Genomic DNA, 12,522 nt, shown 5'->3' on the forward strand with positions numbered 1-12,522 from the left:
GAGTCATTCACCTCCTTCATTTATGCCAAGGCAAATGAATAACTAAAGCTCTAAGGATACGTTAGCGAGTTAGCGGCACGAAGACTATCCCAATTTTTGAGTATTTTCACAAAAAAATTGAAAAATATGCGCATGTTAGAAAAATTGAATCCGAAAATCTCTAAAAAGGAAGCTGTGCCCGAATTGCAACAGGAACCTGGCTTAGAGGTTGTGTGAAAGCCAAATAACTGGCATGCAGCGCCATCCGACCTAACGTACTTTTTTTCGGTTCAGGATGATATAACTTATCACCTGTAATGGGATGTCCAATATATTGCATGTGTACTCGTAACTGATGCGAACGCCCTGTGATTGGGGTGAGCAAAACACGGGTAATATCTTCAACCGCACAATATTCCAAAGCTTGATACAGCGTTTGCGCAGGCTTGCCTAAATCGAAATGCACAATTTGGCGTGGACGGTTTTCCCAGTCAGTAATTAAAGGCACATCGACACTGCCCTCACCTTCAAGTTTGCCTTGAATTAAAGCAATGTAGTTTTTTTCTACTGTTCGTGCCTGAAACATTTTACTCAATGCGACTTCTGCATCACGATGCTTGGCAAACATGAGAATACCTGAGGTGGCCATGTCTAAACGATGGGCAATTTTTGCCTGAGGATAATTTGCGAGCACTCTTAAATATGCGCTGTCTTGATGTTGAGGCAAACGTCCAGGCACAGACAATAAACCTGCTGGCTTATCAATCACCAATAAATCGTCATCTTCATAGACAATCACTAAGGGTTCTTGTGGAGGTGCATAAATAAAGTTGTCGTTTAAAGCCATGAACATACAGCATGCAAAGCGGTGCGGGCAAAATATCAAGCACAGCCCAAACTGTCAATTCAGTCGGGCGATGTACTTTTTAGTGTAAAGATTTAGATTTTAAATTGGCTGAGTCTGCCAAGCTTAATCTGTCAAACTTAGTCTGCGAAACTTAGTCTGCCAAACTTAGTCTGCTAAATAGTATTCCACCGTAGACACCACACGTACTTTTTTCAAATATGGCGTGTTGCTGTCACGGTCTTCAATACTAAATACACCCTGATTGGCTGATTTAATTTTACCTAGACGACTGTCAGAATCTGCGGCAAATTTTTCTGCAACACTGCGGGCATTTTGTGTGGCTTGCTCAATCATGGCAGGTTTAATGTCATTTAGTTGTGTATATAAATATTCGGTACGTTGCCCGTAATCTTCACCACCAAAGGCAATTCCATTTTTGCCTAAATCGACCAAACGGCTTTGTGCGCTGCGCACTTTATCAATATTTTTGGTATAGACCGTAATGGTTTGATGTGCGGTATAACGCAAAGCAACATTGCCATCGCCACCATATTGCTGGGCGTATTTATCGGTAATTACAGGAGCAGCAATGGTGATTTCTTCAGGACTAAAACCTTCATTTTTTAAAAAGTTTTGAATCTGGGATGTTTGGCTTTGCATGGTGTCGTACAGCGCGGCCAAGTCTTGACTGGCGGTACTAAAACGAATTGGCCACACCGCGACATTGGCTTTTACTTCACGTTCAGACAAACCTTTGACTGAAACCACACGCTCATATTGTTTAATTTTGAGTGCGCTATTGCCCAATATCCAACCTGCGAGCACCATTCCCAAACAAATTAGACCGCCTAAAATCAATGCAGGTTTAAATTGATTCATGTTTGCCAACTCCTCAAATTGCGGGCTTTTCGCCTCTATTTCAATGACCGTGTGTTTTTAATGTACTGTCTAAAGCGGTTGTTTCTATGCTTTTCGATGCTTGTTTATAGAGTTTTAAATTAAGGTCGCATCATATACAGCGCAATGAGTGGCGCAATATTCAATAGCAATACCCCAATTTTATAGACTGCCATGCCGCCATAATGAATGGCATCAAAACTTGCATCTGACAATTTGAACCATCTGCCATGTAACTGTCGAAGCCAGTCATGCGCGAAAATCACCACCACAAACCACAGCATTAAAATGGCATAGTTAATCAGTGCGCAGGTCAGTAATAAACGACACCAAAAATCGTAATCAACACTCATATCCCACCTAATTAGATGTGGATGATCATTGCAAATTAACAGATTTAAAAGAAAAACTTGATGAGAGTTTTGTAGCGGAAAGATGATTTAAAATTTATTTAAGCTTTTATTTTATCTAAATTTTATTTTCTTGATCTTGTTTTGTTTTTTATATTTTTAACAATATTCTTTAGGGTGTTAGGGAAAACAACTGTGGTTTACTTCAACTATCATGCTGGATAAGTCATGATCTTATAGCCTATAAACTTCTGATTTATAGCGTCCTAAGCCGAATCGAGACCTTTTGGGTAAGTACTACACGCACGTTGTACGCAACTGGTAGCAATCTACTCTTTTCGATCCCCATCACACCCTTGAGATCTATAGTAGTGATTTGAGGATGGGATTGTTTCCCCGAAATGATTTTATTTTGATTAGTTTTTAAAATTTTTATCATCTTTTAAGCCATATTTTAAAAAATTTCCCAAATAGGCATTTTTTATGCATTTAAACTATCAAATAAAGCTTAAATATTAAATTTATTACCACACTTATTTTTAAATATTTTCAAACTGACTAAAAATCTATGTGGAGGATTCAACAACTTTCTTTTTTCCTCGAATCCAGCGAATTGCCCAAATTAAGGTCAGGAGCACCACAAAAACCACCAATACAGGCACAATGAAGGACAACACTGAAAGTACGGCAGCCCCAATCCACTCTCCTGTAGAAATCACAGGATTTGCAACACCGCCTGTGGTTGCGGTTGATACACCACGTGCCGCAACTGTACTCATTTGCAACACACCTGCTGTTCCACCACCGACAATAATGGCAGAAGCCCAACTGGCAAATTGCGACATTTCGCCACTGCTTACAGCCATTGTGGTGAGTGTACCTGCAATCATGGCGGCAGGCGTTGCAACGGTATCGAGTAAGTTATCAACCCACGGCACATAATACGCAGCAATTTCACTGATTGTTGCCACGGTCAAAGCTAGACAAACAGCAGGCATCGCCAACCATTCAAAACCTTTCAAGGGTTCAAACCAACCCATGAGCGCCGCAACACTCATGACCAGCAAAGGCACAAAAACCCGAAAACCACTGGCAGCACTTAGCCCAATGCCGACACATAAACCGAGTATTGTTTCCATGTTGTACCTCTTTGCCTTGGGTTTTCTATGGCTAAAATAGCAAAAAGCCCCATCGGGTGATAGGGCTTTAGATTAAAACAGGATCTGCTGTTTTATGTCGTGTAGCTTAGGCAACCTTGTTGTTATATTGGGTGCCATGGCATTTGGTACACGGTGGTAGACGGTCTGTACCAATTTCTAAGTAAACGCGATGCCCGCATTGGACACAAAAATAGAAGCCTGTTCCTGGTTTATCACCTGCAGTTACCATCTTTGTTCTCCGTGTGGTTTAGAAATGGTCAATCCAGTATATCTATTCTGTGATGATTGTCTATTGTCCATTTTGACAGGTGATGATGGCAGTTAGGCAAAGGATGATTTTTATAAAAAATCTAACTCACTTACAAAGGATTAGATACCCAGTTTTCGACTTTTAATCCATCGACACGAGTAAATTCTTTTTCGTTATTGGTGACCATGACCCAATGATTTGCACGTGCATGTGCTGCTAACCATAAGTCATTTGCGCCAATGATCTGCCCCTTAGATGCAAGGTTCTGGCGTATTTCTGCATAATGGTGTGCAACATTTTCATCCAATTCAACCACTTGAATTGTTGACGTTAATTCATGTATTACCTTTTTGGTATAGGATTGTGGCAGTTGGGGAAAGTCTTAATTTAGAGTCATCTTTGTTTTGCAAGTGCAATTACCCCAACATAAGATGATTTAGCTTTTTGAAAATCATATTTTTCATCTAACTTATCGCCACAGTATTTAACACCGATACTTCCAGCTCCAATAACTGAGATCAATTGTCCAAGTAGCGGCATAAAATTAACTGCCAATGTTCCCCCTACAAGCCCTAAAGTTTGTATATGTTTAGATCTATACTTACTTTTTAATCCTTCTAATTCTTGAATATGCTGTTTAACTTTTCTATCTAAAAATTGAGAAAATTCTCTCGAAACATAATCTATATCTTCAATTTTGGAAGTTGATATTGAACTTATAAAAGTTCTCATTTCATTTTTAAATAAAATATGTTCATCTGCTTTTCTAAGCATCTTAATTTCTTCATCATTAAAATTAGCTAAATAATCCAATCGTTGATTCGTCAAAACATTTAAAATTGTATCGGTCTGTCTATCAATTGAATTATTCGCTTGGGATGACCAACTCATTCTTGAGATTAAATTATAGTAATGAGCGTGTTCTGGAATACAGATATAAGGATTGCTGCTCATTTCATGAGAATTCTCCAAAAGATGAAACTGTGGTGCTAATCTTTCACTTATCCCATTCAGAACTATCTGAGTATCATTGTCTAAATATTGACGACACCAATCCTCAGACCTATTTTCATTAGCATAATTTTTATAATTATCAATGGAGTTTCTTAAATCAGAGAGATCTAATCCATTAGGTGAAATAAATAAGCGCTTCCTTTCAACTGTACTTAAAAATTTATCATTATTCTTAAAAGCATAATAAATTAAATCATTTTTGCTTTGAAATGATGTTCCTAGATAGAAGTTAAAAAAATCAACAAATAGATTCGAAATACTTTTCTGAGTATAAGAATCCTTATCTTCAAGTATTTTTTCCCAACTTGGAAAAATAAAAAATGGAGGAACCTCAAAATCTTCTTGCAGAAGCTCTCTCAAATGTAAAATAAAGAATACAGCCTCTATCATTCTTATATTAGTAAATCTTTCTTCTGCTCTTTCTTTTTCAATCCAAGGTAGAATCGGATCAGGAATTAAAACAATATCTGTTAATAGTAAGGACTTACGAACTGCATTTAGTTGTGTCTCTAAAAAACGACTACTCCCTCCCAAGTTAATTTTAAATAAATTTAAATTCTGTGCTGATTTAAAAACTTGAGGTGACTCAGTAGAATATAATTTGGTTAATTTTTCCAAAAATTCTAAACGTATTTGATTCAGCTTTGAAAAGTAAGCCATATTATTTTTATTTCTTTCATACATTTCTTTTAAGTAAAAGCCTAGCTCTTTAAAATCATGAAAATTTCTAGGCTCCTTTCCCACAAATTTTATAAAAAATTCATTAATAATTTCAAAATACGATTTTTGGTAAATTATTATCTTATGTAATAAATCAGTATTCATCAGATGAGCCGACAATTAAACACCCTACTTAACAGTAGGGTCTTTTTACAACAATTTCAATAACTTTAATCTCCCCTAACCCCTCTCTAAAAAGAGGGGGAACTCCTTCCTTTTTCAAAGGAGGGTTGGGGAGGATTTAAAGAATTACATCAAGCCACATTCCCTTCCAAGAAGTCCTGCGCAAAGCGTTGCAATACACCGCCCGCTTCATATACAGACACTTCTTCTTCGGTATCTAAACGGCAAGTCACAGGCACTTCAATCATTTGATTTTTGCCGTCTGCAGTTGAACGCTCAATCACCAAAGTTAAGTCTGAACGTGGCGCAATATTACCCATCACGCTATAGAGTTCTGTACCATCCAAACCTAAAGTTTTACGGTTTACACCCGCTTTAAACTCAAGTGGTAATACGCCCATACCCACCAAGTTGGTACGGTGAATACGCTCAAAACCTTCAGCGACAATTGCTTCCACACCAGCAAGACGCACACCTTTTGCAGCCCAGTCACGGCTAGAACCCTGACCATAGTCAGCACCTGCAATAATAATTAACGGCTGTTTACGGTTCATATAGGTTTCAATCGCTTCCCACATACGCATTACTTCGCCTTCTGGCTCAACACGCGCTTTAGAACCTTGCTTAATTGTGCCGTCTGAACGTACCACCATTTCATTGAACAATTTTGGATTCGCCAAAGTTGCACGTTGTGCCGTCAGGTGATCACCACGGTGCGTTGCATAAGAGTTGAAATCTTCTTCTGGCAAGCCCATTTTTGCCAAGTACTCACCTGCTGCCGAATCTAAAATAATCGCATTCGATGGAGATAAATGGTCTGTGGTGATGTTATCGCCCAAAATTGCCAAAGGACGCATATTGGCTAAAGTACGTGGTGCCGCTAATGCACCTTCCCAATACGGCGGACGACGGATATAAGTACTTTGTGGACGCCAGTCATATAGCGGACTTTCAGATTTTTCTGACTCACCCAAATCAAACATTGGGATATACACTTGGCGGAATTGTTCAGGTTTAACTGACTCTTTCACCAAAGCATCAATTTCAGCATCAGATGGCCAAATATCTTTCAGATAAATTGGGTTGCCATTTTGATCTGTGCCCAAAGCATCTTTTTCGATGTCAAAACGAATCGTTCCTGCAATCGCATAAGCCACAACCAACGGTGGCGATGCCAAAAATGCTTGTTTCGCATACGGATGGATACGACCATCAAAGTTACGGTTACCCGACAGCACAGCAGTCGCATACAAGTCACGGTCAATAATTTCTTGTTGAATCGCTGGGTCTAATGCACCAGACATACCGTTACAAGTAGTACATGCATAAGCGACAATACCAAAACCAAGTTTTTCTAAGTCTTTCAGTACGCCTGCTTCTTCCAAATACAATGCAGCCGCTTTAGAACCTGGTGCAAATGATGATTTCACCCAAGGCTTACGCACTAAACCTAACTCATTGGCTTTACGTGCCAACAAACCTGCTGCTACAGTATTACGCGGGTTTGAGGTATTAGTACAAGAGGTAATCGCAGCAATGATGATGGCACCATCTGGCATTAAACCATCAGTACGGTTTTCAACCACACCTGCAATGCCTTTTTCTTTTAAGTCTGCAGTTGAAACACGCGCATGCGGATTCGATGGGCCTGCAATGTTACGAGTTACTGTTGAAAGGTCAAAACGTAATACACGTGGATACTCTGCCTGTGTCATTTCAGATGCCCAAAGACCAATTTCTTTAGCATAAGTTTCAACCAGTTTGACCTGATCTGCTTCACGACCTGTTAAGGTTAAATAGTCGATGGTGTTTTGATCGATGTAGAACATAGCGGCAGTTGCACCATATTCAGGTGTCATGTTGGAAATCGTGGCACGATCCCCCACCGACATGCTATCTGCACCTTCACCAAAGAATTCTAAATATGCACCGACCACACGTTCTTTACGCAAAAACTCGGTTAAAGCCAATACGATGTCAGTTGCTGTAATACCCGCCTGACGCTGACCGACCAACTCCACACCAATAATGTCTGGCAGACGCATCCAAGAAGCACGACCCAACATCACGTTTTCAGCTTCAAGACCGCCTACACCTACAGAAATGACACCCAAAGCATCGGTATGTGGTGTGTGTGAGTCTGTACCCACACAAGTATCTGGGAATGCAATGCCTTCACGGTTTTGAATGACTGGTGACATTTTTTCCAGATTAATCTGGTGCATGATGCCGTTGCCTGCAGGAATCACATCAACATTTTCAAATGCAGTTTTCGTCCATTCAATAAAGTGGAAACGGTCTTCATTACGACGATCTTCCACTTCACGGTTTTTACGGAAAGCATCTGGGTCAAAACCGCCATATTCCACAGCTAAAGAGTGATCGACAATTAACTGGGTAGGTACGACAGGATTCACTTTAGAAGGATCGCCACCTTGATCGGCAATTGCATCACGTAAACCTGCTAAGTCAACGAGCGCAGTTTGCCCCAAGATGTCGTGACATACCACACGCGCTGGATACCACGGAAAATCATGCTCTTGTTTACGCTCAATCAATTGTTTTAAAGATTGTTCTAAAATTGCAGGATCACAACGGCGCACCAACTGCTCTGCAAGTACTTTTGAGGTATAAGGAAGTTTGGCATAGGCGCCTGGCTGGATATCTTCAACGGCTTGACGCACGTCATAAAAATCGAGCTGAGTGCCTTGCAGCGGTTTGCGGTAGTTGTTATTCATCTGGTATTCGCCCTTACTCTATTGTTCTCAACATCTTATGGGATGATTGTTTCCACCCGTCGAAAGCATTGTACGCTGCCAAAAACCCATTTCCCAAATCCTATATATTTCATACACTTAAATATAAAAACAGGGGTTTTTGAAACATTTAATTACATTTTGAGTAAAATTCTTGCTCTAAAAATGCTTTTTTTTGAAAAATAGCGCAAAATTGACCTCATTCTTTAGTCTTAGATTTCAATGTGAAAGGTTATTCATGCGCGATTTAGCTTTCAGTGCTTTAAGTTTAAACGGTGTCGATGCACAAAAATTCCTGCAAGGTCAGGTAACAGTCAATGTCGAAACATTAGCTGAAAATACAACCTGTTATACCGCAATTTGCAGTTTAAAAGGACGCGTTCAGTTTGGCTTCTGGCTTAAAAAAATCTCGTCCGAATGTTTTGAAATCATCAGCACAGCCGACCAAGCCGAAGATTTAGCCAAACACATTAAAAAGTTTGGTGCATTTTCAAAAATGCAGCTTGAAACCATCGGTACGGTTTACCCAACCATTCAGGGCAATCAAACTGAATTTTCAGCTGAAGTGACTGATTTAAACGCATGGCAACTACAAGCGATTGAAACAGGTCAGGCATGGATTCAAGCCTCAACAGCAGAAGTGTTTCAACCGCAGGAATTGCGTTTGCATCAACGAGATGGCGTGCATTATGACAAAGGCTGTTATTTGGGTCAGGAAGTCGTGGCACGTTTATGGTTTAAAGCCAAACCAAAACATTGGTTGCATTTAATTCAGGGTTCAGGCGAGGCACCTGCACCTGCCGCCAAACTGAATAATGATGTGGAAGTGGTGAATAGCATAGCGACTGCAGAAGGTTTTAAAGCGTTGGTGGTTGCCAAACCAAGTGCTTTGGAAGAGTTAGCTGTACAAGTATTGGCTTTGCCTGAACATTTGAATGGCGATGTTGCACGTCCGCAATAAAATAGATTCCACCCGCTCAGGTTAAGGGAGTCGCAAGATTCCCTTCAAGTGACAATGAAAAAGCATTCGTACACATTTTTTATATTTACATTCACACTTTTCAACTTATGATGAATGCACCACTGTAAAAACAAAACGCACATCAACGGAATGATGTGTAAAAGAGAACAAGGTACAACTCAAATGATGAAAAAACTACTCATTGCGGGTGCGATTGCCCTATCTAGCAGCATCAGCATGGCAAATAGCAACATTCCAACCGATCCTGCTTTTGCCAAAATTGAACAATTAATGCAAGCCAATAAAGTCAAAGATGCCTATCAGGAGTTAGAAAAACTGTCCAAAGCTGGCAATGCTCAAGCCATGTATAACTTGGGTTATTTAACCCAAACAGGGCAAGGCACCGCTAAAAATGAAAAGAAAGCCCTACAGTTGTACGAGCAATCTGCTCAAAAAGGCTACCCTGTTGCGCATTATGTGTTAGGTAAAAACTATCTGACGGGTGCTTTGGGTTTAAAACAAGATACTGCCAAAGCTAAACAGCATTTACAAAGTGCCTCTAAACTAGGTTTTCACGATGCAACTGTAGATTTAGCCGTTGTATATTTCTCAGAAAATACGGCAGCGTCAGATCAACAAGGACTAAAGTTATTACAGCCTTTAATAGCAAAAGATCATTTTCAAGCTATTCATGCCAAAGCTTTATACGACATTAGCACGGGCTTTAAAAACAAAAATGAAGCACCAATTAAACAAGGTCTACAAAGTATCCAAAACTTGGCACAAAAGGGCTATATTCCTGCGCTCATGGCGGTGGGCAATATGTTTGTGAATGGCAATATTGTGCCACAAAATTTACCTGAGGCGAAAAAGATTTTTTCATCATTGGCACAGGAAAATGTACCTCAAGCCAAAGAGTCACTGGCTGCGGTAGAAAAAATGATGGCCGATCAAGCCAAAGGTTCAAACAAGGCAACCGCTAAGAAAAGTTAAGATAGTTTCTTTATAAAGGCTATTAATCAGAGAAATTTTTAAAAAAGTCTGTATCAGCATGGTACAGACTTTTTTTATGATTTGAGCACTTCGATACCGATGCTATAAATACTTACCCGATTGTGTCAATAAAATCGCCACCATCACAAAACCCAAAATTGTACTTAACACCAAGGGGGCTAAGGCTTTTTCATGTAAACCATAGTGCTGCCCGAAAATACCAAAGGCAATTGGCATTGGCAAAGCTGCTAGTAAAGTCCCGACAAATAGCATTTCTCGGTTCACATCCAAAGCCCATAAAATCCCAAAAATCGTGAGTGGCATCAGCAATACTTTGAATCCAACCAAAACAATACTTTGCAAATTCAACGACTTGATTTGCATTCCGACCAAACTTCCACCAATCACAAATAAAGCCAAAGGTGAAGCAGTTTTGCCCAACATTTCCAGCACTTGTGCAATAGCTTGCGGCAGTTTGAAATTCAACAATACGCACAGCATACCCAATAAAATAGATAAAATTACTGGATTTTTCAGTAAACGCTGCACAGTTTCGGCATACACCTGCCAACCTGATTTCGCTGAAGATTGTAGCCCTCGTTCTGCCAAAATCAGCATCAAAGCTACAATAATTAAATTTTCGACAATTAAAGTTAAAGACAAATAAATTGCCGATTGACTGCCAATCAACAAAGTCAAAATAGCAGTGCCAATAAACCCTGTATTTGACATTGATGCACCCATTGCCAATACACTGGCATGGGTCAAATTTGAATTAAAATAATGCCGATACAGTAAAAAGGCAAAGATAAACAGCAGAATAGAACCGCCACCGTAACCTAAGAAATAAGCAGGATGCCAGATTTCTGACAAACTTTTACTGGCCAATGCCTGCAATAGAAATGCAGGCAACGCCACTTTCATGACAAATTGACCTAGAAACTGAATCGCACTGGTTTCAATAAATTGGCTTCTGACGGCAAAATATCCCAACAGTACTACGGTACAAATGGGAAATAAAATACTCAGTAACACCCTGACATCCTTTTTCAGTGTTGCCCATGATCGACATGGTTTTTACTGATTTAGCTTACACCGAAGCTCCCGATAAAGCACGGCAAAATAGTGTAAGTTTCACTTATTTTAAGCAGATAAAATATTAGGATTCCACTTCCGTATCTGTGGATTTAAACGGCGCAAATAAAGTACGAAACCCATGCGGCTGACAGCGCAAATATTGCGGGGCAATCTCAATTTTTTCACCCAATTCTGCCGCAGCATGCCATGGCCAACGAGGGTCATATAAAATCGCACGTGCGATCGCAATCGCATCGGCCTGTTCATATTGCAAAATACCTTCTGCCTGCATCGCTTCGGTAATCAAACCCACCGCAATTACAGGAATTTTTACAGCTTGCTTAATGGCATGTGCAAATGGTGTTTGATAACCCGCATGTAAATCAATTTTTTGATCGACATGCAAACCACCGCTCGACACGTGAATATAAGCCGCACCTAAATGCTCCAGTGCTTTTGCCAAACCTACTGAAGATTCCACATTCCAACCCTCTGCATCATCCATCCAGTCTGTTGCAGAAATTCGCACCCCAATTGGATAGCCTTGTGGAACAGCATTTTGAATCGCTTGAAATACTTCCAATGTAAGGCGAATCCGATTTTCCAAACTGCCGCCATATTCATCTTGGCGGTGATTAGACAATGGCGACATAAATTGATGCAATAAATAGCCATGTGCGGCATGAATTTCGATTAAGTCAAAACCTGCATCCACCGCTCGTACTGCAGCACTGGCAAAGTCTGCAATGACCTGTTGAATTTCATCTTGCGTTAAAGCATGCGGTGGATGTTCGTGCGATTGAAATGGCAACTCACTGGCCGATACCGTCTGCCAACCATGTTCTTCATTCGGTGCAAACTGTCCTATGCCCTGCCACGGTTTATCGGTTGAAGCTTTACGACCCGCATGTGCCAACTGCACAGCAAATGGCATAGGCGATATACTTTTGACTTTATGCAATAGTGCTTTCATCTGCGCACGCTGCATGTCATTCCATAAGCCTAAATCTGCATAACTAATACGTCCTGCTGCCTGCACTGCCGTGGCTTCTACAATACACATCCCAGCGCCCGACAAGGCATAATTGGCCCATTGCTGCTCATGCCAATAGCTCAATTCACCTTGTTCATTGGCAGAATATTGACACATCGGGGCGATAACAATTTTGTTGGCAAGTTGCAGTGATCCAAATTGAATCGGCTGAAAAAGTAATGTCACGCTGCAAGCCCTCATACTGTGCTATTCACCAAAAGCGAATCATTAAATAAAGAAGTAATCACCCAGAATCTGCCATCTGTTTTAGATGGTTTTTTCTATAATAAATGTTTAAAAATGATTTATTTATAACGTGTTGTATGGTTTTTGCAAAGCCTGCTTTTGTTTTACACAGAATA

The 12,522-nt window shown here is 40.2% G+C and carries 11 protein-coding genes and 1 pseudogene; 2 read left to right on the plus strand and 10 right to left on the minus strand.

Annotated features, from left to right (window positions below):
- Positions 1-160: 160 nt before the first annotated feature.
- From HYG89_RS09955 to acnD, 8 genes and pseudogenes are all read right to left on the minus strand, one after another.
- Positions 161-826, minus strand: a complete 666-nt coding sequence (locus HYG89_RS09955; protein WP_167845806.1) for an RluA family pseudouridine synthase — start codon at positions 824-826, stop codon at positions 161-163.
- Positions 827-991: 165 nt separating this feature from the next.
- On the minus strand, positions 992-1,705 hold the full coding sequence (locus HYG89_RS09960) for an SIMPL domain-containing protein (RefSeq protein ID WP_004972399.1): 714 nt from the start codon (positions 1,703-1,705) through the stop codon (positions 992-994).
- 119 nt (positions 1,706-1,824) lie between these two features.
- Positions 1,825-2,076, minus strand: coding sequence for a DUF6868 family protein (locus HYG89_RS09965; RefSeq protein ID WP_004972400.1), 252 nt, complete (start codon positions 2,074-2,076; stop codon positions 1,825-1,827).
- Between the two features lie 563 nt (positions 2,077-2,639).
- On the minus strand, positions 2,640-3,212 hold the full coding sequence (locus HYG89_RS09970) for a DUF4126 domain-containing protein (protein ID WP_178867330.1): 573 nt from the start codon (positions 3,210-3,212) through the stop codon (positions 2,640-2,642).
- A 106-nt stretch (positions 3,213-3,318) separates the two neighbouring features.
- Positions 3,319-3,462, minus strand: coding sequence for a zinc ribbon-containing protein (locus HYG89_RS09975; protein ID WP_004972403.1), 144 nt, complete (start codon positions 3,460-3,462; stop codon positions 3,319-3,321).
- Positions 3,463-3,592: 130 nt separating this feature from the next.
- Positions 3,593-3,832, minus strand: a pseudogene (locus tag HYG89_RS09980) (PIN domain-containing protein); the annotation flags it as partial.
- A gap of 44 nt (positions 3,833-3,876) precedes the next feature.
- The gene (locus tag HYG89_RS09985) at positions 3,877-5,322 is read right to left on the minus strand and encodes a hypothetical protein (RefSeq protein WP_178867331.1); all 1,446 of its coding nucleotides are present in this window, start codon (positions 5,320-5,322) and stop codon (positions 3,877-3,879) included.
- A 149-nt stretch (positions 5,323-5,471) separates the two neighbouring features.
- On the minus strand, positions 5,472-8,078 hold the full coding sequence (gene acnD, locus HYG89_RS09990) for a Fe/S-dependent 2-methylisocitrate dehydratase AcnD (RefSeq protein WP_178867332.1): 2,607 nt from the start codon (positions 8,076-8,078) through the stop codon (positions 5,472-5,474).
- 256 nt (positions 8,079-8,334) lie between these two features.
- On the opposite strand from acnD, the gene HYG89_RS09995 reads away from it, so the two are divergent.
- Positions 8,335-9,057 carry a folate-binding protein YgfZ gene (locus HYG89_RS09995; protein ID WP_004972410.1) on the plus strand — a complete coding sequence of 241 codons (723 nt, stop codon included), beginning with the start codon at positions 8,335-8,337 and terminating at the stop codon, positions 9,055-9,057.
- A gap of 186 nt (positions 9,058-9,243) precedes the next feature.
- Positions 9,244-10,050 carry a tetratricopeptide repeat protein gene (locus tag HYG89_RS10000; protein WP_178867353.1) on the plus strand — a complete coding sequence of 269 codons (807 nt, stop codon included), beginning with the start codon at positions 9,244-9,246 and terminating at the stop codon, positions 10,048-10,050.
- A 102-nt stretch (positions 10,051-10,152) separates the two neighbouring features.
- Here the strand turns inward: HYG89_RS10000 and HYG89_RS10005 are convergent, their stop codons facing one another.
- Positions 10,153-11,085: an AEC family transporter gene (locus HYG89_RS10005; protein WP_178867333.1), complete on the minus strand. Its 933-nt coding sequence runs from the start codon at positions 11,083-11,085 to the stop codon at positions 10,153-10,155.
- 124 nt (positions 11,086-11,209) lie between these two features.
- A complete protein-coding gene (locus HYG89_RS10010; protein ID WP_167845804.1) occupies positions 11,210-12,346 on the minus strand; it encodes an NADH:flavin oxidoreductase/NADH oxidase in 1,137 nt (378 codons plus the stop codon).
- Between the last annotated feature and the right edge of the window lie 176 nt (positions 12,347-12,522).

Origin of the sequence: Acinetobacter sp. SwsAc5 (assembly GCF_013391485.1) — a bacterium.
GTDB lineage: Bacteria > Pseudomonadota > Gammaproteobacteria > Pseudomonadales > Moraxellaceae > Acinetobacter > Acinetobacter towneri.

Excerpts from the sequence above, each read along its gene's own strand:
- HYG89_RS09955 (WP_167845806.1), bottom strand. The coding sequence starts at position 826 with ATGGCTTTAAACGACAACTTTATTTATGCACCTCCACAAGAACCCTTA.
- HYG89_RS09960 (WP_004972399.1), bottom strand. The coding sequence starts at position 1,705 with ATGAATCAATTTAAACCTGCATTGATTTTAGGCGGTCTAATTTGTTTG.
- HYG89_RS09965 (WP_004972400.1), bottom strand. The coding sequence starts at position 2,076 with ATGAGTGTTGATTACGATTTTTGGTGTCGTTTATTACTGACCTGCGCA.
- HYG89_RS09970 (WP_178867330.1), bottom strand. The coding sequence starts at position 3,212 with ATGGAAACAATACTCGGTTTATGTGTCGGCATTGGGCTAAGTGCTGCC.
- HYG89_RS09975 (WP_004972403.1), bottom strand. The coding sequence starts at position 3,462 with ATGGTAACTGCAGGTGATAAACCAGGAACAGGCTTCTATTTTTGTGTC.
- HYG89_RS09985 (WP_178867331.1), bottom strand. The coding sequence starts at position 5,322 with ATGAATACTGATTTATTACATAAGATAATAATTTACCAAAAATCGTAT.
- acnD (WP_178867332.1), bottom strand. The coding sequence starts at position 8,078 with ATGAATAACAACTACCGCAAACCGCTGCAAGGCACTCAGCTCGATTTT.
- HYG89_RS09995 (WP_004972410.1), top strand. The coding sequence starts at position 8,335 with ATGCGCGATTTAGCTTTCAGTGCTTTAAGTTTAAACGGTGTCGATGCA.
- HYG89_RS10000 (WP_178867353.1), top strand. The coding sequence starts at position 9,244 with ATGAAAAAACTACTCATTGCGGGTGCGATTGCCCTATCTAGCAGCATC.